Source organism: Curtobacterium sp. ODYSSEY 48 V2, assembly GCF_023712625.1.
Lineage (GTDB): Bacteria > Actinomycetota > Actinomycetes > Actinomycetales > Microbacteriaceae > Curtobacterium.
This window is the reverse complement of the sequence record NZ_JAMAXX010000004.1, coordinates 124131-146723: the sequence shown is the minus strand read 5'-3', so window position 1 is coordinate 146723 and position 22593 is coordinate 124131. Positions and strand designations below refer to the sequence as shown.

Genomic DNA, 22593 nt, shown 5'->3' with positions numbered 1-22593 from the left:
ACGACCCTGTGGACGATCGGCGGCGCTCAGGACCGCCCGGTGCGTTCCGTCACCGCGGCACCGTGACCGGGCAGCTGTTCCTCGGTCGCGAGCGCCACGATGTGCGGCGCGACCTCGGCCAGCGCGGCGGACGTGTAGCGGATGACCTGCTGCGGTCGGAGGAACGTCGAGGCCGACAGTCCGGACCCGAACCGTGCCTGTCCACCGGTCGGCAGCACGTGGTTCGACCCGGCGAGGTAGTCGCCGAGGCTCACCGGGGTGCTCGGCCCCACGAAGACGGCTCCCGCCGCGTCGATGTCCGCCAGCACGGCGTCGTCGTCCGCCGTCTGGATCTCCAGGTGCTCAGGCCCGTACGCGTTGCTGACGGTCGCCGCGTCGGCCAGCGAATCGACGAGCACGATCGCGGACTGCGGGCCGTCGAGTGCGGTCTGGAGGCGCGCAGCCGTCCCCAGCGCCGCCACCCGTTCCGGGATCGCGGCCTCGACCGCGTCGGCGAACGCGGCCGAGGTGGTCACCAGGACGCTGCCGGCCTGCTCGTCGTGCTCGGCCTGGCTCACCAGGTCGGCGGCGACGTAGCCGGGGTCCGCGGTGTCGTCGGCGATGACGAGGATCTCGGTCGCGCCGGCCTCGGAGTCGATGCCCACGACCCCGCGCACCAGGCGCTTGGCCGCTGCGACGAAGTTGTTGCCCGGACCGGTGACCAGGTCGACCGGCTCGAGGCCGATCTCGGCGACGCCGTACGCCAGCGCACCGACCGCACCGGCCCCGCCCATCGCGTAGACCTCGTCGATGCCGAGCAGTCCGGCCGCGGCGAGGATCGTCGGGTGGACGCGCCCGCCGTGGTCGCGCTGCGGCGGCGAGACGAGGGCGATCGACCCGACGCCCGCGACCTGCGCGGGGACCACGTTCATCACGACGCTCGAGGGGTAGACGGCCTTGCCGCCCGGCACGTAGAGCCCGACGCGACGCATCGGCTGCCATCCCTGGTGGACCTCGGCGCCGTCGGCCAGGCACGTGACCGACGCAGCCGGGACCTGGGCAGCGCTCGCAGCACGGACGCGGCGGATGGCCTCGTCCAGGGCCTCGCGCAGCTCCGGCGTCAGGCCGGCGACGGCCGCGGCGATCTCGGCGGCGGGGACCCGGACGTGCTCGGGGGCTCCTCCGTCGAACCGCTCCGCCTGCTCGCGGAGCGCGGCTGCCCCGTCTTGCCGGACCGCGTCCACGAGGTCGCGGGCGGCGTCGACGGCGTGCGAGACGTCACCGACGGCGCGGGGCATCAGGCGGAGGAGGTCGGCACGGGCGGGCAGTCCGGCGCGGAGGTCGATTCGCTGCATCATCAGGCGTCAAGCGTACCGGCGGCACCCGACAGGATCGCCGTCGCGAGGGGGCGGTGCCGCTCGGCGTGGTCGTCGTCCCACACCCCGAGCACGTGCAGGACGAGGACGCGGAACGCCAGCGCCCGGACGAGCAGCTGTGGCCAGTCGGACACCGCGGCGAGCTGCCCGAGCGCCGGCAGCCGCTCGACGGGGACCCCGTGCCAGCAGACCGCGTCGACGACGGCGATCGCAGAGGCGTACCCGGCCGGGCGCCACGAGGGTGCCCAGTCGAAGACGGCTGGTGGCTCCCCGGCGGCGAAGAGCACGTTGCCGAGCAGGTCACGGTGCACGACCTGCGACGGCGCTCGGACCGGCCGGAACGCCGCAGCGAGCCGGTCGAGCAGCGGCCCCGACGGCCGCAGCGTCCCGGCCCAGACCATCCGGTCCGCCCGACTCCACGGGTCGTCGACGAGGTCGAGGAACGCCGGGCGGGGCAGGTGGGCGACCGCTCGGTGGAAGGCATCGCCGGCGGCGAGGACCTCGTCGACGCGGCTCGGGTCGGTCGCGCCCGGCAGCCACTCCCATGCCTCCCACCCGCCGACGAGCCAGGACCCGTCGGCCGACGCCACGGGACGCGGCGCGCGGAAGCGGTCGGAGTGCGCGAGGCGGGCCAGCGTGGCGGACCGCCACCGGGCTTCCCGGGCGTCCCCGTGCGGCCGCAGGACGATCCCGCCCGCGCGCCACGTCGTGCCCTGCCCGCCGGGCAGCAGCAGCGGGCGCCGCTCCCCCGCTCCGAACGCCCGGAGCACCACGGCCGACGGCCGCGGTGCTCCGGGAACGATCACGTCGACCGCCTCAGACCAGGCAGCGCGGTCCGAGCAGGCTCTTCAGCTCGCCGAACAGGTCGGGCGTCAGGCTGACCGGGAACGGCAGCTCGAAGGTCCGCGCGACGTCGTCCTTGAGCAGCTTGAGGCGGACCTCGGTCTCCCCCTGGTGCCGGCCGAGCACCGCGGCCAGCTCGGTCACCGTCGAGGTCGTCGCCCGGCGTTCCGGCAGGGACAGGGTCAACGGGCCGGACCCCATCGCGTCGCCGACGTTCGGCTGGAACATGCTCACGGCGTGCAGCGCCTTGCCGTCGTCACGCACGTTGACCCGGCCGCGCAGGACGACGATCGAGTCCGCCACCAGGGACGGACCGAACTCCTGGTACGTCTTGCCGAGGAACATGACGCCGATCTCGCCGCCGAAGTCCTCGATCTGGACGATGCCGTACGGGTTGCCGCTCGACTTCGCGACCCGGTGCTGCACGCTCGTCAGGAGCCCGGCGACCGTGACCGTCTCGCCCTCGATGCCGTCGTCTGCGGCGATGAGGTCGGCGATGGTGATCGACTGGTGCTTCGCGAGCTCGATCTCGAGACCGGCGAGCGGGTGGTCCGACACGTACAGCCCGAGCATGTCCCGCTCGAAGGCGAGCTTGTCGCGCTTCGCCCACTCCGGGCGGTCCGGCACCTGGGACACCGGCGCTGCAGCGGGGGTCTCCTCGGCCACCTCGGCGAAGAGCGAGTCGAAGTCGAAACCGATGTTGCCGTTGGCCTCGTCGCGCTTGACCTTCACCGCGCCCTCGACCGCGCCCTCGTGGATCTCGACGAGCGCACGCCGGGTGTCACCGAACTCGTCGAAGGCACCCGCCTTGATGAGCGACTCGACCGTCCGCTTGTTGGCCGACGAGATCGGGATCTTCCGCAGGAAGTCGTGGAAGGACTCGAACGCGCCCTTCTCGGTGCGCGCCTTCACGATGTCGTCGACCACGTTGAAGCCGACGTTGCGGATGGCGCCCATGCCGAAGCGGATGTCGTCACCGACGGCGGCGAAGAAGCCGATCGACTCGTTGACGTCCGGCGGCATCACCCGGATGCCCATGCGGCGGCACTCGTTCAGGTACAGCGCGAGCTTGTCGCGGGCGTCGCCGACGCTGGTCAGCAGCGCCGCCATGTACTCCGCCGGGTAGTGGGCCTTGAGGTAGGCGGTCCAGAACGACACCACGCCGTACGCCGCCGAGTGCGCCTTGTTGAAGGCGTAGTCGGAGAACGGCAGCAGGATGTCCCACAGCGTCTTGATCGCCGCGGCCGAGTAGCCGTTGTCCTGCATGCCCTTCTCGAAGCCGGCGTACTGCTTGTCCAGCTCGGACTTCTTCTTCTTGCCCATCGCGCGGCGGAGGATGTCCGCCTGTCCGAGCGAGAAGCCCGCGACCTTCTGCGCGATGGCCATGACCTGCTCCTGGTAGATGATCAGGCCGTAGGTCGTGCCGATGATGTCCTGCAGGGGCTCCTCGAGCTCCGGGTGGATCGGTGTGATCGGTTGCTCGCCGTTCTTGCGGAGCGCGTAGTTCGTGTGCGAGTTCGCACCCATGGGGCCGGGGCGGTACAGGGCGATGAGCGCGGAGATGTCCTCGAAGTTGTCCGGCTTCATGAGCCGGAGCAGGCCGCGCATCGGGCCGCCGTCGAGCTGGAAGACGCCGAGGGTGTCGCCGCGCTGGAGGAGCTGGTACGCGGCGTCGTCCTCGAGGCCCATGGTCTCGAGGTCGAGCTCGATCCCACGGTTCGTCTTGATGTTGTCGAGGGCGTCGCTGATGATCGTCAGGTTCCGGAGGCCCAGGAAGTCCATCTTGATCAGGCCGAGCGACTCCGCTGCCGGGTAGTCGAACTGCGTGACGATCTGGCCGTCCTGCTCGCGCTTCATCACCGGGATGATGTCGATGAGCGGTTCGCTCGACATGATCACACCGGCGGCGTGCACGCCCCACTGCCGCTTCAGGCCCTCGAGCCCGAGCGCCGTGTCGAAGACGGTCTTCGCCTCGGGATCGGTCTCGACGACCGTCCGGACGTCGACCGCTTCCTTGTACCGCGGGTGGTCCTTGTCGAAGATCCCGGTGAGCGGGATGTCCTTGCCCATCACGGGCGGCGGCATCGCCTTGGTGAGCTTCTCGCCCATGCCGAACGGGAAGCCGAGGACCCGCGAGGAGTCCTTGAGCGCCTGCTTCGCCTTGATCGTGCCGTAGGTGACGATCTGCGCGACGCGCTCGGACCCGTACTTCTCGGTGACGTACTTGATCGCCTCACCGCGGCGCCGGTCGTCGAAGTCGACGTCGAAGTCGGGCATGGAGACGCGGTCCGGGTTGAGGAAGCGCTCGAAGATCAGGCCGTGCCGGATCGGGTCGAGGTCGGTGATGCGCATCGCGTACGCCACCATCGAGCCGGCACCGGACCCTCGGCCCGGACCGACGCGGATGCCGTTGTTCTTCGACCAGTTGATGAAGTCCGCGACCACCAGGAAGTAGCCCGGGAAGCCCATCTGGTTGATGATCCCGACCTCGTAGTCGGCACGGTCCTGGACCTCCTTCGAGATGCCGCCCGGGTACCGGTACTGCAGCCCCTTCGCGACCTCCTTCTCGAACCAGGAGTGCTCGGTCTCACCCTCGGGCACCGGGAACTTCGGCATGTAGTTCGCGGCGGTGTCGAACTCGACGTTGCACCGCTCGGCGATGAGGAGGGTGTTGTCGCAGGCCTCGGGGTGGTCGCGGAAGACGTGGCGCATCTGCTGCGGCGTCTTGAGGTAGAACTCGTCGGCGTCGAACTTGAAGCGGTTCGGGTCGTTGAGCGTCGACCCGGACTGCACGCAGAGCAACGCTGCGTGCGACTTCGCGTCGTGGGAGTGCGTGTAGTGCAGGTCGTTCGTGCCGACCAGCGGGATGCCGAGGTCCTTCGAGATGCGGACGACGTCCTCGATGACCCGGCGTTCGATCTCGAGGCCGTGGTCCATGATCTCGGCGAAGTAGTTGTCCTTGCCGAAGATGTCGCGGTAGTCCGCCGCCGCCTTGAGCGCCTCGTCGTACTGCCCGAGGCGCAGGCGCGTCTGGATCTCGCCCGAGGGGCAGCCCGTCGTCGCGATGATCCCCTCGTGGTACTGGTCGAGGAGCTCGATGTCCATGCGGGGCTTGAAGTAGTACCCCTCGATCGATGCCCGGCTCGACAGGCGGAACAGGTTGTGCATGCCCGTCGTGTTCTCGGCGAACATCGTCATGTGGGTGTACGCACCCGAGCCGGACACGTCGTCACCGCCGCCGTCACCCCAGCGGATGCGGGTCTTGTCCGACCGGTGGGTCCGCGGCGTGATGTACGCCTCGGTGCCGATGATCGGCTTGACGCCACCGGCCTTCGCGGCCTTCCAGAACTCGAACGCGCCGAACATGTTGCCGTGGTCGGTGACCGCGACGGCCGGCATGCCCTGCGCGGCGGTCTCGGCGACCAGGTCGCTCAGCCGGGCGGCGCCGTCGAGCATCGAGTACTCGCTGTGCACGTGCAGGTGGACGAAGGAGTCGGAATCCGACACGGGACCTCCGGTTTCGACGGGGACTGCTGCGGGGCGGGACAACTCTAACCGCCGGCACCGACGTCCCCCGCGTGTCCGGCGTGCCCGCCGACCGGCGTCCGGCGGTGCCGCACCGCGAGCGGGCAGGACACGCCGCGCGTGTTCCGCCGGGCGGGCCGAACACGTCGGGCGAGGGCACCGAGCGCGACAGATCTGGCCCGCTCGGAACCCGACGCGGGACGCCACCCGACGGCGGACGGGAGGCTTGCGGCGGGCCCGCCACGCGCCTCCCGTCCCGACGCGCGCCGCGCTGGCCCCGCCCGAGCGGGCAGGACACGCCGCGCGTGTTCCGCCGAGCGGGCCGAACACGTCGGGCGAGGGCACCGAGCGCGACAGATCTGGCCCGCTCGGCGCGCCCGCCCGCGCCGCCGCCGGCCTACGCCGAGGCGGCGCGGATGCGGTCGAGCGCCTGCTGCAGGTCGTCCGGGTACTCGGCCCGGAACTCCACCCACGCGCCCGTCCGCGGGTGCTCGAACCCGAGTCGCACCGCGTCGAGCCACTGCCGCGTCAACCCGAGCTCGGACGCCAGCACCGGGTCGGCGCCGTACATCGTGTCGCCGACGAGCGGGTGCTTCGTCGCCGCCATGTGCACGCGGATCTGGTGCGTCCGCCCGGTCTCCAGGTGCACCTCGAGCAGGCTTGCCGACCGGAACGCCTCGAGCGTCTCGTAGTGCGTCACGCTCGGCTTGCCGTCAGCCGTGACCGCGAACTTCCAGTCGCTCGACGGGTGCCGTCCGATGGGTGCGTCGATGGTCCCCGAGGTCGGATCAGGATGCCCCTGCGCCAGCGCGTGGTAGACCTTCTCGACGGTGCGCTCCTTGAACGCCCGCTTGAGGTGCGTGTACGCGAGCTCCGTCTTCGCGACGACCATCAGGCCCGACGTCCCGACGTCGAGCCGGTGCACGATCCCCGCCCGCTCGGCGGCGCCGGACGTCGCGATGGTGAAGCCGGCCGCGGCGAGCCCGCCGGGCACCGTCGGCCCGTCCCACCCGGGCGACGGGTGCGCGGCGACGCCGATCGGCTTGTCGACGACGACGATGTCCTCGTCGTCGTGCACGACCCGCATGCCCGGGACCTCGACCGGCACGATGCGCGGGGGCTCCTTCGGGGACCACTCGACCTCGAGCCAGGAGTCGGCGTGCAGCCGGTCGGACTTGCCGACCTCGACGCCGTCCACGCGGACGCCGCCGGCCGCGACGACCTCGGCCGCGAACGATCGCGAGAACCCGAGGAGCTTCGCGATGGCCGCGTCGACCCGCTCGCCGGCGAGGCCGTCGGGCACGGGCAGGGAACGCTGCTCGCTCACGTCGCGTCGTGCCCGAGGACGTCACGACCGTCGCGCGGCGCGCGCGGGTCGGGCTCCGCCACCACCGGACGGGAGGCGCGGGACGGCTCCGCCCCGTCGGCGACCGAGGAGCGGGCCGCCCCCTCCGCAGCGCGCTGCTGCTTCGCCGAGAGGGCACGGGTGCCGTCGAGGTTCACGCCGACGATGACGAGCAGGACGAAGACGACCATGCTCACGCAGATGAACGAGTCGGCGATGTTGTAGATCGCCGGCATCATCCACGGCGTCGAGATGAAGTCCACCACGTGACCGCGGCCGAAGCCCGGTTCGCGGAAGAGCCGGTCGAGCAGGTTGCCGAGCGCCCCGCCGAGGAGCATGCCGAGCACGATCGCCCACCACATGGACCGGATGCGACGGGCGAACACGATGATGCCGACGACGACCGCGGTCGACACGATCGAGAACACCCAGGTCATGTTCACCGCGAAGGAGAACGCGGCACCGGGGTTCCGGACGTAGAGCAGCTGGAGCGCGTCACCGAGGACGGGGACCACCTGTCCGTACGGCAGGTGCGCGACGACGAGCGCCTTCACGCCCTGGTCGAGCGCCACCACGACGACAGCGGCGAAGGCCAGTGCCGCGATCGCGCGGACACTGACCTTCGCCGTTGGTGCTGGTCGGACCAACGTCAGTTGCCGAAGCCCTGCGCCGATGCCGGCGCGGGGGTGAGGCCGGACTCCTGCGAGCCGGACCCGTCGAGCTCGGCGAGCTGACCCTGGATGTAGCTCTTGAGCTGCGCACGGTAGTCGCGCTCGAACGTGCGGAGCTCGTCGATCTTGCCCTCGAGCTGACGCTGCTCGCCCTCGAGCACGGCGACGCGCTGGCGGTTGGTGTTCTCGGTGTCGGCGATGATCTGGCGCTGCTTGGCCTCGGCCTCGGAGACCAGGCGAGCTGCCTGCGCGGTGCCCTCGGCGATGAGCGCGTCGCGCTTCTCGATGCCCTCGCGGACGTGCTCCTCGTGCAGACGACGAGCGAGCGTGAGGAGGTTCGTGGTGCCCTCGGTGTCCTCGTCGGCCGGGACGGTCGACGGCGCCGGAGCAGCGGCGGCGACCGGCGCGGGCTCCGGAGCAGCGGCGACGGGGGCCGGCTCGGGCTCGGGGGTCGACTCGGGCTGCTGCTCGACGGACTGCTCGGCGGCGGCCGGCTTCGGCGCCGACTCGGCGGCCTGCAGGCGCTGGCGGAGCTCGTCGTTCTCGGCCGTCAGGCGGCGGAGCTCGACGACGACCTCGTCCAGGAAGTCGTCGACCTCGTCCTGGTCGTAGCCCTCGCGGAACTTCGTCGGCTGGAACCGCTTGTTGACTACGTCTTCCGGCGTCAAAGCCATTGCCGTCACCTCAATAGAACTGCTGAACGTGTGGAACCACTTGCGTCGCGACCGAATCTACCAGCCACCACGAGCGGTGCGGATGCCCGCCGGAGCGGACATCGATCCCGACCACCGTACACCGCGGCCGGAGGGGAACCGCGACGTTCGTCGCGGCGTGGCGCGTGTCGCGGTGGGCGCGGGCTCAGAACCCGCGTGCGAGACCGCCGACGATCACCCGGAGGATGATCACGACGAGCATGACGATCGTCCACCCGAAGTCGAGCGCCACCGGCCCCAGTCGGAGCGGCGGGAGCAGGCGTCGGACGAACCTGATGGGCGGATCGGTCAGCGTGTACACCACGTCGGCGACCACGAGCAGGGCGCCACGAGGACGCCAGGACCGGTTGTACGCCTGGACGATGTCGAACGCGAACCGACCCCACATCACGAAGAAGTAGAGCAGGAGGGCGAAGGAGAGGATCCCGAAGACCACGGACACGATGGGGCTCGCTCGGCTCGGGTGCGTCCGCTGTCAGGGCGACCGCACGGGGCGGGGTGAACCGGGGTACGGCTCAGGACTGGGCGAAGAAGGACGCCTCGATGTCGGACTCTACCTCAGCGGGCTCACCGCTCACCGCGACGTGGGCCGGCGACAGCAGGAAGACCTTGTTGGTCACGCGCTCGATCTTGCCGTACAGGCCGAGCGACAGGCCCGACGCGAAGTCGATCATGCGGCGGGCGTCCGACTCGGTCATCTGCGAGAGGTTGATGATGACGGGGATGCCGTCGCGGAAGCTCTCGGCGATGGACTGGGCGTCCTTGTACTCGCGCGGGTGGACGGTGAGGATCTCGTTCATTTCCTGGACCGGGGTCGCCTTCTGTGCGGTCGTGTGCGAGCGGCGGAGCGGGGTGACCTGGGCGCCGCGCTGGTGGGTGTGCGTCTTGGGCTCGGCGGGGACCGCTGCGGGAGCTGCTGCCGCCGGGGCAGCGGCTGCGGGCGCAGCGGCGGCCGGAGCCTGAGCGGCCGGAGCTGCAGCGGGAGCCGCGGCAGGGGCGGCGGCCTGGCGCGTCGGCGCGGCCTGCTGCTGCTGCTCGTCCTCGTACAGTTCCTCGTCGGCGAGGCCGAGGTAGACCATCGTCTTCTTGAGCGGGTTCGCCATGGTTCCTCCGGAGGTCGGTGCTCGTGGGTGCCCTGCAACGAGGCTAGGGCGCGGCCGGCCGGTTTCCCGTGATTGCGGTCCCGATCCGCAGGTGTGTCGCGCCCTCCGCGATCGCCTCGGCGTGGTCCCCGCTCATGCCGGCCGAGATGTCGGTCGCGTCGGGGGCGATCGCCGCGACCCGGTCGGAGACGTCGCGGAGCCGCGCGAAGGCCCGTCGGGGCTCCTCGTCGAGGGGCGCGACCGCCATCACGCCGCGGAGTCGGATCGTCCCGGTGCGCAGGACCCGTTCGACCATCGCCTCGACCGCGTCCGGGTGGACGCCACCACGATCGGGGTCGTCGGTCAGGTTGACCTGCACGAAACCGTCGACCACCCGGGGATCCGGCTCGGTCTCGGTCGGCGCGAAGGCATCGACGACGGAGTCGCGGTCGAGCGACTGCACGACGTCGGCGTAGCGGCGCACCTGCCGCGCCTTCTTCGACTGCAGCTGCCCGACGAAGTGCCACGTCAGGTCGAGGTCGGCCAGCTCGGCGGCCTTGGCCTGCGCCTCCTGGTGCCGGTTCTCCCCCACGTCGGTGACCCCGAATGCGGCGAGCTCGCGGACCAGCGACGCCGGGTGGTACTTCGTCACGACGACGAGCGTGAGGTCGTCGGCCGAGCGCCCGGCGGACCGGGCGGCGTCGGCGACGGACGCGCGGACGGACGCGAGACGCGCCTCCAGTCCGTCACGGTCGACGGTCTGGAGGCGCGCATCACCTGCCATGGGTCGGCTTACTTCAGGAAGTCGGGGACGTCGAGCTCGTCGTCGTCGTCGAACGCCGGGTCGGCGGCACGACGCACGGGCGCCTCGTGCTCCTGCGTCGACCAGGACGGCGCGCTGGTCGCGGTGTCCTCGATCGCGCCGGTGCCGGCCGACGACGCCGCGGACGACGTGCCGGAGTCCGCCTCGACCCAGCTGGAGCGACGCTCCTTCTGCTGCGCGCCCGGCTCGCCGCCGTCGAAGCCCGCGGCGATGACGGTCACGCGGACCTCGTCGCCGAGGGTGTCGTCGATGACGGCACCGAAGATGATGTTGGCCTCGGGGTGGACGGCCTCCTGCACCAGGCGGGCGGCGTCGTTGATCTCGAAGATGCCGAGGTTCGACCCACCCTGTATCGACAGGAGCACACCGTGCGCGCCGTCGATCGAGGCCTCGAGCAGCGGCGACGCGACGGCGAGCTCGGCCGCCTTGATCGCACGGTCCGCCCCGCGGGACGAGCCGATGCCCATGAGGGCCGAACCGGCACCCTGCATGACGCTCTTGACGTCCGCGAAGTCGAGGTTGATGAGACCAGGGGTGGTGATGAGGTCGGTGATGCCCTGGACACCCGCGAGCAGCACCTGGTCGGCGGTCGCGAAGGCCTCGACCATCGAGATGCCACGGTCGCTGATCTCGAGCAGGCGGTCGTTCGGCACGACGATGAGCGTGTCGACCTCGTCCTTGAGTCCGGCGACGCCGTTCTCGGCCTGGGACTGCCGACGCTTGCCCTCGAAGCTGAACGGCTTCGTGACGACGCCGATGGTGAGCGCACCGATCGACTTCGCGATCCGTGCGACGACGGGCGCACCGCCGGTGCCGGTACCGCCGCCCTCACCCGCGGTGACGAAGACCATGTCGGCGCCCGCGAGGGCCTCCTCGATCTCCTCGGCGTGGTCCTCGGCGGCGCGACGGCCGACCTCGGGGTCCGCGCCGGCGCCGAGGCCCCGGGTGATCTCACGACCGACGTCGAGCTTGACGTCGGCGTCGCTGAGCAGCAGCGCCTGCGCGTCGGTGTTGATCGCGATGAACTCGACCCCACGGAGGCCCAGCTCGATCATGCGGTTCACGGCGTTCACGCCGCCGCCGCCGACACCGACGACCTTGATGACGGCGAGGTAGTTGTGGTTCGTGGTCACGTCAGTCGGGCCTCCGGTCGAACCCTCAACCTCTACTTGAAGTTCAGGGGCAATGCTGGTAGTTGCGGTGCTTCCACGACGCTACGGGTGCGCTCCGCGGGCTGTCGCCCCGCCACGCCGCGTGTCGCGGATCGCGTCGCCGAGATTCCCGCCGCGAGCGGCTCGGCGGTGGTCGTCGGACCCGCCGCTCGTCACTGCGCCGGTCTGACGATGCCGTTGTCCGGTGCCGAGACGTCGAACTCGACCTCGGTGTCGGGATCGCGCGACGCGTGGTCCGCGACGAGGGCCGCGAGCAGCGACGCCTTCGCGTCGGAGGCGTCCGGGCTGCCCCAGACCACGGTCGACCCGTCGTCGAGCGTGAGCGTGACGTCGTCGGCGGTGGTCGCCCGGACGTCCGTGACCTGCCGACGGATTGTCGACGGCAGCGACAGCACGACCTCGGTCATCGTCCGGAACACCGGCGAGCCGAGCTCGGCGCGCTGCACGTCGGCGACCGGCACACCCTCCGGACGGTCCGGCGACGACTGCACCACGATGCCCGCCGGGTCGACCAGGTCGAACGAGTCCCCCGAACGGACGGCGACGACGGGCGTCCGCTCCGTGACGGTCACGACGAGGGTGTGCGGCGGGACCTCCTCGGTGACGTAGCTCTCGATCAGCGGGAAGCCGGCGATGTCGCGCTTGACCTCGCCGAAGTCGATGCGGGCCAGCGGGGTGCCCACCTGGTCGGAGAGCGCCCGGCGGAGCGCGGTCGCGTCGACGCGCTCGGTGCCGCGGACCTCGATCGTGCGCAGGGCCATCAGCGGCGAGTAGACGGCGACCAGGATCGACGCGCCGAAGACCACCACGACGGTGCCCGCGGTGATCCAGGCAGCACGGCGGTGTCGTGCACGCCGGGTGAAACGCCGGACCTCGGCCCGCTCGAGCAGCCGACGGCGACGTCTCGCCACCCGTGCCTCGCGCGCGGTCTCGGCAGCGCGGACGCCGGCACCGATCGGGGACCCGTGCTCGTCGTCGGCCGCCGGGCGCGCAGCACCGGGCGCGTCGATCACGTCGGTGACGGTGGCCGCACCGGTCGCGTCGTCCGGGGCCGGCTCCTCCGTCGTCGGGTCGGCCGTGGTCGCGCCCGCACCGCGGGGCGCGGTGTCCGCACCGGGGCGCGACGCGGCGCCGCCGTCACGGGCGCCGGCGGACGTCCTGCCCGAGTGCTCCTCGTCCGGGGTGTACTCGCGCAGGCGCTCGGCCACGGTCGACCAGCCGGCGCCGAGGCGGCGGCTGGCGGCGCCGGCGAGGGCGCCCGCGCGCTCGCGCTGCCCCTGTGCAGACGTCGGCTTCGACGAGGATCTCGGCGTGGCGGGGTGCTCGTCGGGGCTCGGCGCGGCGGTGGAGGCGACCGGCTCGTCGGCGGGGGGCGGCGGGGCGGTGGCGGGGCGCGCCTCCCGGCCGTCCGCCGCCGCGCCGCGTGCCGGTCGACGCGACGTCAGGGGACCACGGCGCTGCCGCGGGGCGCGGGCACCGTCGGCCGGGGCCTCCGGTTCCTCCGGACGCCCGTCGAAGCCCTCGGGACGCTTCACTGCGCGCGGTCCCCGTCGCCGTCGTGCCGCAGCGCGCCGAGCACCTGCGGGATGATCCGGTAGACGTCGCCGCAGCTGAGCGTCATGACGATGTCGCCGTCGCGGGCGACCTCGGCCGCGCGTGCAGCGGCGTCGTCCCAGTCCGGTAGGAACTCGACCCTGGACTGGTCCACGAAGCGCTCCTGCACGAGGGCACCCGTGACGCCGGGCTCCGGGTCCTCGCGGGCGCCGTAGACGTCGAGCACGACCGTGTGGTCGGCCAGCTCCTCGTAGACGCGGGCGAAGTCGCCGGCCATGAGCCGCGTGCGCGAGTACAGGTGCGGCTGGTGGATCGCGATGATCCGACCGTCGCCGACGACGTTGCGTGCTGCGCGGAGCGCGGCCGCGACCTCCGTCGGGTGGTGCGCGTAGTCGTCGTACACCGAGACCCCGCGCTCGACACCGTGCAGCTCGAAGCGACGCTCGGTGCCGCCGAACGCCTCGATCCCCCGGATCGCGTCGGCGGGTGCGACACCCAGCCCAGTGAGCACCGCGAAGGCGCCCACCGCGTTGACGGCGTTGTGGCGGCCGGGCACCCGGAGCGTCATGTGGTGCTGTTCCCCGCCGGCGCGGAGGTCGACCTCGACGCTCGCCGCCTCGACGATGCGCTCGATGCGGACGTCGGCGTCGGCGGCCTCGCCGAACGTGACGACCTCGGGCGCGTGCTCGCGTGCCCGCACGCCCTCGGTGACGCGCTTCGCGCCCGCGTCGTCGCTCGACACGACGATGCGCTCGCTCGCCTTCGCGGCGAACTCGACGAAGGCGTCGATGAAGGCCTGCTCGCTGCCGTAGTGGTCGAGGTGGTCGGCGTCCACGTTCGTGATGAGCGCGACCGCGACGTCGTAAAGTAGGAAGGACCCGTCGGACTCGTCCGCCTCGACGACGAACAGGTCGCTGGCGCCGGGGGCCGAACTCGTGCCGAGCGACTGGATGACGCCGCCGTTGACGAAGCTCGGGTCGAGGCCGAGCTCGACCATCGCGGTCACGATCATGCCCGTCGAGGTGGTCTTGCCGTGCGCGCCCGCGACCGCGACGAGGCGGTGCTCGGCGATCAGCGCGGCGAGGGCCTGGGACCGGTGCAGCACCGGGAGCCCGCGACGCTGCGCCTCGAGGAGCTCGGGGTTGTCCGGCCACAGCGCGCTCGTGACCACCACGGTGTCGGCGTCGGCGAGGTTCGCGGCGTCGTGGCCGATGTGCACCTCGGCACCGAGGTCGCGCATCGTGCCGGTCGTCGCGGTCTCGCGGGAGTCGCTGCCCGTGACCCGGTGCCCGGCGGCCAGGAACATCCGCGCGATGCCGCTCATCCCGGAGCCGCCGATGCCGACGAAGTGGACCGTGCCGAGGTCGTCCGGGATCGGCTGGGTCAGGTCCGGCTTGATGGTCATCGTTCCTCCGTGGTGCTGGTGCTGGTGCGCTGCGCGGCCTCGCGTACGAGGGCCGTCATCCGGTCCGCCCCGTCGCGGTGTCCGACGCTGCCGGCTCGGACGGCCATGTCGGCGATCCGCGCACGGTCACGCAGGATCGGCAGCAGCTGGAACGTCACCCACTCGTCCGTGAACGCCGCGTCGTCGACGAGCACCGCTCCCCCGGCGCCGACGACGTCCGCCGCGTTGTGCCGCTGCTCGCCGTTGCCGACCGGGTACGGCACGAGCACGCTCGGCAACCCGACGGCCGTCAGCTCGCACACCATGCCGGCACCCGAGCGGGACACGACGAAGTCGGACGCGGCGTAGGCCAGGTCCATGCGGTCGCAGTACGGCAGGACGTGGTAGCCGTCGAGGTCGCTCGGTCCGATGTCCGACTTGCCGCCGACGACGTGCAGGACCTGCCACCCGGCGTCGACGATCGCCGTCGCCGAGCGGTTCACCGTCGTGTTGATGCTCCGCGCACCGGACGAGCCGCCCGTGACGAGCAGCACCGGGCGGTCCGCGTCGAGGCCGAACTCGGCCAGGCCCTCGGCCCGCGCGGCACGGCGGTCGAGCGTCTCGACCTCCCTGCGGAGCGGCATCCCGACCACGCGTCCGTGGCGCAGGTGGGTGTTCGAGAACGTCAGGCCCACGTGCCGGGTCAGCAGGGCGGCGAGCCGGTTCGCGAGCCCGGGCTTGGCGTTCTGCTCGTGCACGACGATCGGCGTCCCGGTCCGCTTCGCAGCGATGTACGCCGGCGCCGCCGCGTAGCCGCCGACGCCCAGGACGACCTCGACGTCGTGCTCGCGGATGTAGCGCTCGGTGCGTCGGACCGCACCGAGGAAGCCGCCGGGGAACCGGAGCGCCCGGGCGTCGAGCCGGCGCGGGAAGGGCAGGCGCGGGATCGTCAACAGCTCGTAACCGCGCATCGGCACGAGTCGCGACTCGAGCCCCTCGGCGGTGCCGAGGACGAGCACGCGGGCGTCCGGGTCCTGTTCGGTCAGCCGGTCGGCGACCGCGAGCAGCGGGTTGACGTGTCCGGCGGTGCCACCGCCGGCGAAGAGGTAGGTGCTCACCGGAGCACTCCGTTCTGTGGTGCGGAGCCGGCGCGCGGTGCCGCGGTCCGGCCCTTGCCGGGCAGTTCGCGGGCGAAGGACAGCACGACGCCGATCGCCACGAGGGTCATGATGAGGGCCGATCCACCGGCCGAGATGAGCGGCAGCGGCACGCCGAGGACCGGCAGCAGGCCGAGCACCACCGCGATGTTGACGAGCGCCTGCCCGATGATCCAGGCCAGGATCGCGCCCGTGACCGTCCGGACGAACGGGTCGTCCGACTGGCGGATGACCTTGATCATGCTGACCGCGAGGACGATGAACAGCGCCAGCACGACCACGGCGCCGATGAGCCCGAGTTCCTCGCCGATGATCGCGAAGATGTAGTCGTTGTCCGCCTCGGGCAGCCACGACCACTTCGCCTTCGAGTTGCCCAGGCCGACGCCGAACACGCCACCGGACGCCAGGGCCCACATGCCGTGCACGGGCTGCCAGCAGAGGTCCTGGTACTGGTTCGAGTCGGTGCAGCCGGAGAGCCACGCGTTGATGCGGTACTGCCGCGAGGCCGACGCCATCGTGACGAACGGCAGCACGACGGCGACAACCCCGAGGATGACGAGCAGGTGCTTCGCCCGCGCGCCCCCGATGAAGAGCGCACCGAGCAGCAGGACCAGCATGATCATCGCGGTTCCCTGGTCACCGCCGAGCAGCACCATCCCGAGCGGCAGCACCGTCGCGATGCCGACCGGCACGAACAGTTCCTTCCACTCCCGCAGCCGGTCACGCTTCACGTAGATGATCGCGCCGACGGCCAGGGCGATGCCGAGCTTGACGGCCTCGGACGGCTGGGCGCTGAACGAGCCGAGCTTGATCCAGTTCCGGTTGCCCTGGATCTCGATACCGAGCGGCGTGTAGACGAGCAGCTGCAGGACCAGCGCCGCGGCGAGGATCCGCATCGCCCACTTCCGCCAGAGACGCGCGGGGACGCGGCTCGCGACGAGCATGAGCGGGACGCCGAGCACGGCGTACAGCCCCTGCTTGGACGCTGCGCCGAAGAAGTCGTGGGTGGCGGCGTACTGCTCGACGCTCGACGACGACAGCACCATCACGACGCCGAACACGACGAGGAAGAGCGTGACGCCCAGGATCGTGTAGAAGGTGCTCGACTCGGCGACGAAGACGTTCTTGACCGCGACGACGGCGCCCCGTGCACGGCGCTGCGGACCGGCGTGCTCGCCGCCCGCGGACGCGGTTCCCGTGTGTCCGGTGCTGCCCGTCGTGCGGCCGCCGCTACGGCCGCTCGGGAGATCCGTGGTCGCCATCGGCTGTGCCTCCCAGGTGTTCGTGGACCGCCGCCGCGAACCGGCGCCCCCGGTCCGCGTACGAACCGAACTGGTCGAACGACGCCGCCGCGGGGGCGAGGAGGACCGTGTCGCCCGGTCGTGCGACCGATGCGGCATGCCGGACCGCCTCGGGCATGACGTGATCAGTGTCCGTCGCCTCGACCTGCAGGACCGGGACCGTCGGCGCGTGTCGCGCGAATGCCTCGAGCACCGGTGTGCGGTCCGTCCCGATGACGACGACCGCTCGGGCCGTGGGGCCGAAGCGCTCGACGAGGCCGTCGATGTCGACGCCCTTGAACTGCCCGCCGACGATCCAGACGACGGTCTCGAACGATGCCAGCGATGCCGTGGCGGCGTGCGGGTTGGTCGCCTTCGAGTCGTCGACCCAGGCGACGCCGTCCGCCGTCGCGACGTGCTCGGTCCGGTGGTGGTCGGCGCGGAAGCCCTGCACGGCAGCGCGGATGTGCGCGGGCTCGACGGCGGCAGCACGCGCGAGGGCGGCCGCGGCGAGGACGTTCATGGTCATGTGCGGACTGGCGAGCCCGGCCTGCTCGAGGTCCGCCACGGTGGCGAACTCGAGCGCGCTGTTGCGCCGGTCCTCGGTGAAGGCGCGGTCGCAGAGCACGTCGTCCACGATCCCGACGTCGCCCGGCGCGGGGACCCCGGGCGTGAAGCCCACGGCACGGCACCCCTCGACCACGTCGGCGCCCTCGACCATGCGACGGGTCGCCTCGTCCGAGGTGTTGTAGACGCAGGCCGACACGGTGCGCTCGTAGACCTTGGCCTTCGCCGCGCGGTACGCCTCCGCCGACCCGTGCCACTCGAGGTGGTCGTCCGCGATGTTGAGGCAGGTGCTCGCGAGCGGCACGACGGCACCGTCGCCCGAGGTGGGCATGTAGTGCAGCTGGTGGCTCGAGAGCTCGACGACCAGCACGTCGAAGCCCTCCGGGTCACGGACGACGTCGAGCACCGGTACGCCGATGTTCCCGCAGGCGACCGCGCGGAGCCCGGCGGCCGCGAACATCGCGGTCGTCAGCTGCGTCGTCGTGGTCTTGCCGTTCGTCCCCGTGATGGTCACCCACGGTGCGGCGATCGGGCCACGGACGACCTTGTCGCGCACGCGCCAGGCGAGCTCGATGTCACCCCACACGGTGCTGTGCTCGACCGCCCAGCGGACCGTGGCGTTGTGTGGCGGCAGACCGGGCGACACGACGACGACGTCCGGGGCCTGGGCCACGAGGGCGGCCGGCGCGGTGTCGAGCGACGTGCGCTCGAACCGGGCGCCGATCACGTCGAGCAGCTCCACGGTGTCGGCGGGTCCGTCCGGCGCGAGGACGACCACGTCGCTGCCGAGCTCCACGAGCGTGTCGGCGACGGAGAAGCCGGTCGAGCCGAGGCCGAGCACGGCGACCCGCAGCCCCTTCCAGCCCTCGGCGTACCAGCTGTCGAGTCCTTCGAGGCGGGCGTCAGCCGACACGGGCGATCCACTCCAGGTAGAAGAGCCCGACACCGGCCGCGACGCAGAGCCCCGCGATGATCCAGAACCGGACGACGACGGTCACCTCGGCCCACCCCTTCAGCTCGAAGTGGTGGTGCAGCGGGCTCATCCGGAAGATGCGCTTGCCGTGCGTGATCTTGAAGTAGGCGCGCTGCAGGATGACCGAGCCGGTCACGATGAAGAACAGGCCACCGATGAGGATCAGCAGCAGCTCGGTGCGGCTGAGGATCGCCAGGCCGGCCAGCGCTCCGCCGAGGCCGAGCGATCCGGTGTCGCCGAGGAAGATCTGCGCCGGCGAGGTGTTGTACCAGAGGAACCCGATCAGGCCACCGCAGACCGCGGCCGCGACGACCGCGAGGTCGAGCGGGTCGGACGTGCTGTAGCAGGCGTGCGCGGTGCTCTCGTCGAGTCGGACGCCGCCGCAGATCTGGTTCGACTGCCAGAAGCCGATGATGACGTACGACCCGATCGCCAGGATGCTCGAGCCGGTGGCGAGGCCGTCCAGCCCGTCGGCGACGTTCACGCCGTTCGACGTGGACACCGTCAGCAGCACGATCCACGCGAGGTACAGGATCGTCCCGATGACGGTTCCGAGCACCATGAAGTCCAACCACGGGACGTCGCGGATCGCGGAGATCATCGTCGATGCCGGGGGCTTGCCGTTGCCGGTCGGCACCACGAGGGCGATCGTCGCGAACACGACGCCGACGATGACCTGCCCCAGGACCTTCGCCCAGCCGCCGAGCCCGAGGCTCCGCTGCCGACGGACCTTGAGGAAGTCGTCGATGAACCCGACGAACCCGAGCCCGACCATGAGGAAGAGCACGAGCAGCCCGGACAGCGTGACCGAGTCGCGGCCCACCAGGTGTCCGACGAAGTAGCCGAGCACCGCGCCGATGATCAGGACGATGCCGCCCATGGTGGCGGTGCCGCGCTTGGTGTGGTGCGACTGCGGGCCGTCGTCACGGATGAACTGTCCCCAGCCGAGGCGGTGGAACAGCTTGATGAAGAGCGGTGTGAGCAGCAGTGTGAACACCAGCGCCACGGCGCCGGCGACGAGGAGCGCGATCATGCGGTGACACCTCCGAGGCGGTCGCCGAGGAATCGCAGTTCGGCGGACTTCGAGGACTTGACGAGGACGACGTCGCCGGGGCGGACCATCTCCTGCAGGGCGTGGACGGCTGCGTCGACGTCCTCGATGTACACGGACTCGCCGTCCCACGATCCCTCGAGGGTGGCGGCCTGGTGGATCGGCGCGGCGCCGGGTCCGACGACCACGAGCTGTCCGATGCCGAGACGGACGACGAGCCGACCGATGCGGTCGTGCTCCTCCGTCGAGAACTCCCCGAGCTCCGCCATCTCGCCGAGCACGGCGACGGAGCGCTCCCCCGGACGCACGACCTGCGCCAGGGTGCGGAGTGCGGCGGCCGTCGAGTCCGGCGACGCGTTGTAGGCGTCGTTGATGACGGTCACGCCCTCCGGTCCGCCCTGGAGGAGCTCCATGCGCCAGCGCTCGGCCCGCGTCATCGACGCGAGCGCCTCGGCGCCGGCGGCGAGCGGGACGCCCCACAGGTGGGCGACGGTGAGGGCGGCCGACGCGTTCATCGCGTGGTGCTCGCCGAGGATGGCGAGGCGGACGTCGACGGTCTGCGGGACCGGGGACGTGCCTCCAGGACGGTCCGCGGCGGCCTCGGCCGGGACGGGAGGCGCGGTGAGCGTGAAGCGCGTACCGCTGCGGTCCGTCTCGATGCCGGAGACGCGGTAGTCCGCGCCGGCGGACGTGCCGAAGCCGACGACGGTCGCGTCGGTGAGGGCACGCATGGACGCGACGCGGTCGTCGTCCACGTTGAGCAGTGCGGTCGCGGTGGCGGGCAGGTCGGTGACCATCTCCGACTTCGCGCGCTGGGTCGCCTCGATCCCGCCGAACTCGCCGGCGTGTGCGAGCCCGACCTTCAGGACGACGCCGACGTCCGGCTCGGCGATCGCGACGAGCTTGGCGATGTGCCCCTGGCCGCTGGCACCCATCTCCACGACGAGGAACCGCGTGTCGTGGGTGATGCGGAGCATCGAGACGGGGGCGCCGACGTGGTTGTTGAACGATCCCTGCGGCGCCACGGTCGCACCGTGCTGCTCGAGGATCGTGCGGAGCATGTTCTTGGTGCTCGTCTTGCCGTTCGAGCCGGTGATCCCGACGACGCGCAGCGGCGCCGGCCGTCCCTGCTCGTCGACGCGGTGGGCGCTCGAGGCGCGGACCCGCGCCACGACCTCGTGCGCGAGGGCGGCGAGGGCGGCGTAGCCGTCGGACACGACGACCTGCGCGGTGCCGGCGCCGTCGGGCAGGTCGACGGCGCGCTCGGTCACGACCAGGGCCGCACCGGCCTCGACCGCGTTCGGCACGAAGCGGTGGCCGTCGGTCTCCTCCCCGAGCAGCGCGAAGAACACGCTGCCGGTGTCGACGAGGCGCGAGTCGGTCTCGACGCTGCCGTCGACGACCTGCTCCGGGGCACCGCTGACGAGCTCGCCGCCGATCGCGGCGGCGATCTCGGCGAGGGTCAGGGCGATCATCGGGTCTCCTCCGCCGGGCCGGAGTTCGGCTCCCAGCCGGCCTCGCGCAGTGCCTGCCGGGCCTCGTCACGCGCCGAGTAGGGCGTCCGGACGCCCGCGATGTCGCGGTAGTCCTGGTGGCCGGGGCCGGCCCAGAGGATCGAGTCTCCGTCGCCGACCAGGCTCACGGCCGTGCGGATCGCCGCCTCCGGCGGGCTGACCTCGTACGTCTCGTGGTCCGGGTAGGCCTCGCGCGCGGCGTCGACCAGGGTCTTCCGGATGGACGCGGCGTCCTCGAAGCGCGGGTGGTGGTCGGTGACGACGAGGATGTCGCTCCCCGCGGCGGCGACGCGCGCCATGTCGCCGCGCTTCGTCGTGTCGCGGTCGCCGTCGGCGCCGAAGAGCATGAGGACCTTGCCCGGCGTGAACTGCCGGACGGCCGCCAGCGTGTTCTCGAAGGCGTCGGCGCTGTGGCCGAAGTCGACGTAGACGCTCGGGCCGGCGTCCCCCGACACCCGCTCGGTCCGACCGGGCAGGTAGCACTCGATGGCGCTGACCGGCTGCTCGTCGGTCTCGTCCGCGTAGTGCCGGTGGTTCGAGCCGAGGGCGTGCGCGATGGCGCCGAGCTCGAACCCGCCCTCGACGAGCATCACGATCGCGAGCGCCGCGTTGGCCGCCATGTGCCAGCCGATGAGCGGCACACGGGTCGTGAGCTCGCGCCCCTCGGGCCCGGTGAGGCGGAACTCGGTGTAGGCGGCGTGCGCCTCGACGATGTCGACGTGCCACTCGGCCTCGACCTCGGGGTGCACCGTGATCGTCGTGACGGGGATGCGGGAGTCCTGCACCACGCGGTGCCCCCAGTCGGTGTCCAGCGAGACGACGCCGCGACGGGCGTGCTCGGGCTGGAACAGCGGGAGCTTCGCCTGGTAGTACTCCTCCATGTCGGCGTAGTCGTCGAGGTGGTCGTGGGACAGGTTCGTGAACCCGGCGACGTCGAACACGATGCCGTCGACGCGGTGGCGGCTCAGGGCCTGGGCGCTGACCTCGACGGCGACGGCGCGGACCTCTGACTCGCGCATGCGGGCCAGGAGCGCGTGCATCTCGCTCGCCTCGGGGGTGGTCAAGCGGCTCGTCACGCTGAGCGAGCCGATGTGGCGCTCCGCGGTCGAGCTGAGGCCGGTGACCAGGCCGAGCTGCTTGAGGATGCCCTCGAGGATGTACGACGTGCTGGTCTTGCCGTTCGTGCCCGTCGTCGCGAAGAGCTGCGGCAGGTCGGTGGCCTCGTCCGGGTGGGTGCGGTAGACCCACGCCGAGACGTCGCCGAGCGCGGCGCGCGGGTCCTCGACCACCAGCACCGGCAGGCCGGAGGGCTCGGCGAGTGCGACGCCGTCGGCGTCGGTCAGCACCGCGACGGCACCGCGTTCGGCGGCCTCGGTCGCGAACTGGGCGCCGTGTCGGTTCGCGCCGTGCACGCCGACGAACAGGTCACCCGGCTGCACCTCGGCAGCGCTCAGCGTGACGCCCGTCGTCTCGACGGCGTCGACGGAGCCGACCACGCGCATGCCGAACGCGTTCGCGAGTTCGGCGACGCTCCTCGGGGTCGGGTGTTCGGGTCGGAGGACCGGGGGGATCCGTGCGGACAAG

General features: G+C 71.7%; 18 protein-coding genes. All 18 read right to left on the bottom strand.

Features of this window, described 5'->3' with window-relative positions:
- Positions 1-26: 26 nt before the first annotated feature.
- Entirely contained in the window at positions 27-1337 is a 1311-nt protein-coding gene (gene hisD, locus M3666_RS07695) for a histidinol dehydrogenase (protein ID WP_251154942.1), read from the bottom strand.
- A complete protein-coding gene (locus M3666_RS07690) occupies positions 1337-2161 on the bottom strand; it encodes a hypothetical protein (protein WP_251154941.1) in 825 nt (274 codons plus the stop codon). The genes hisD and M3666_RS07690 overlap by 1 nt, the downstream gene beginning before the upstream one ends.
- 10 nt (positions 2162-2171) lie before the next feature.
- Positions 2172-5654: a DNA polymerase III subunit alpha gene (gene dnaE / locus M3666_RS07685; protein ID WP_066658059.1), complete on the bottom strand. Its 3483-nt coding sequence runs from the start codon at positions 5652-5654 to the stop codon at positions 2172-2174.
- A gap of 466 nt (positions 5655-6120) precedes the next feature.
- Positions 6121-7050 (bottom strand): RluA family pseudouridine synthase, encoded by a 930-nt coding sequence (locus tag M3666_RS07680; protein ID WP_066653773.1) that lies wholly within the window; start codon positions 7048-7050, stop codon positions 6121-6123.
- Positions 7047-7715 (bottom strand): signal peptidase II, encoded by a 669-nt coding sequence (lspA, locus tag M3666_RS07675; protein WP_251154940.1) that lies wholly within the window; start codon positions 7713-7715, stop codon positions 7047-7049. Before lspA ends, M3666_RS07680 begins: the two co-directional genes overlap by 4 nt.
- A 2-nt stretch (positions 7716-7717) precedes the next feature.
- A complete protein-coding gene (locus M3666_RS07670; protein WP_066653770.1) occupies positions 7718-8413 on the bottom strand; it encodes a DivIVA domain-containing protein in 696 nt (231 codons plus the stop codon).
- A gap of 184 nt (positions 8414-8597) precedes the next feature.
- Entirely contained in the window at positions 8598-8894 is a 297-nt protein-coding gene (locus tag M3666_RS07665) for a YggT family protein (RefSeq protein WP_235426555.1), read from the bottom strand.
- A gap of 73 nt (positions 8895-8967) precedes the next feature.
- Positions 8968-9555 carry a cell division protein SepF gene (locus M3666_RS07660; RefSeq protein ID WP_251154939.1) on the bottom strand — a complete coding sequence of 196 codons (588 nt, stop codon included), beginning with the start codon at positions 9553-9555 and terminating at the stop codon, positions 8968-8970.
- Positions 9556-9598: 43 nt separating this feature from the next.
- Positions 9599-10318 carry a YggS family pyridoxal phosphate-dependent enzyme gene (locus M3666_RS07655; protein ID WP_251154938.1) on the bottom strand — a complete coding sequence of 240 codons (720 nt, stop codon included), beginning with the start codon at positions 10316-10318 and terminating at the stop codon, positions 9599-9601.
- 8 nt (positions 10319-10326) lie between these two features.
- Positions 10327-11490, bottom strand: coding sequence for a cell division protein FtsZ (ftsZ, locus tag M3666_RS07650; protein ID WP_066653758.1), 1164 nt, complete (start codon positions 11488-11490; stop codon positions 10327-10329).
- A gap of 191 nt (positions 11491-11681) precedes the next feature.
- Positions 11682-13064: an FtsQ-type POTRA domain-containing protein gene (locus M3666_RS17040; RefSeq protein ID WP_251154937.1), complete on the bottom strand. Its 1383-nt coding sequence runs from the start codon at positions 13062-13064 to the stop codon at positions 11682-11684.
- Positions 13061-14488, bottom strand: a complete 1428-nt coding sequence (gene murC / locus M3666_RS07640; protein WP_251154936.1) for a UDP-N-acetylmuramate--L-alanine ligase — start codon at positions 14486-14488, stop codon at positions 13061-13063. The genes M3666_RS17040 and murC overlap by 4 nt, the downstream gene beginning before the upstream one ends.
- A complete protein-coding gene (locus M3666_RS07635) occupies positions 14485-15585 on the bottom strand; it encodes a UDP-N-acetylglucosamine--N-acetylmuramyl-(pentapeptide) pyrophosphoryl-undecaprenol N-acetylglucosamine transferase (RefSeq protein ID WP_251154935.1) in 1101 nt (366 codons plus the stop codon). The genes murC and M3666_RS07635 overlap by 4 nt, the downstream gene beginning before the upstream one ends.
- Positions 15582-16886 (bottom strand): putative lipid II flippase FtsW, encoded by a 1305-nt coding sequence (gene ftsW / locus M3666_RS07630; protein WP_251154934.1) that lies wholly within the window; start codon positions 16884-16886, stop codon positions 15582-15584. Before ftsW ends, M3666_RS07635 begins: the two co-directional genes overlap by 4 nt.
- The gene (gene murD, locus M3666_RS07625) at positions 16855-18384 is read right to left on the bottom strand and encodes a UDP-N-acetylmuramoyl-L-alanine--D-glutamate ligase (RefSeq protein WP_251154933.1); all 1530 of its coding nucleotides are present in this window, start codon (positions 18382-18384) and stop codon (positions 16855-16857) included. Before murD ends, ftsW begins: the two co-directional genes overlap by 32 nt.
- Positions 18374-19477: a phospho-N-acetylmuramoyl-pentapeptide-transferase gene (mraY, locus tag M3666_RS07620; protein WP_066653744.1), complete on the bottom strand. Its 1104-nt coding sequence runs from the start codon at positions 19475-19477 to the stop codon at positions 18374-18376. Before mraY ends, murD begins: the two co-directional genes overlap by 11 nt.
- The gene (gene murF, locus M3666_RS07615; protein WP_251154932.1) at positions 19474-20970 is read right to left on the bottom strand and encodes a UDP-N-acetylmuramoyl-tripeptide--D-alanyl-D-alanine ligase; all 1497 of its coding nucleotides are present in this window, start codon (positions 20968-20970) and stop codon (positions 19474-19476) included. Before murF ends, mraY begins: the two co-directional genes overlap by 4 nt.
- On the bottom strand, positions 20967-22592 hold the full coding sequence (locus M3666_RS07610; protein WP_251154931.1) for a Mur ligase family protein: 1626 nt from the start codon (positions 22590-22592) through the stop codon (positions 20967-20969). Before M3666_RS07610 ends, murF begins: the two co-directional genes overlap by 4 nt.
- Between the last annotated feature and the right edge of the window lies 1 nt (position 22593).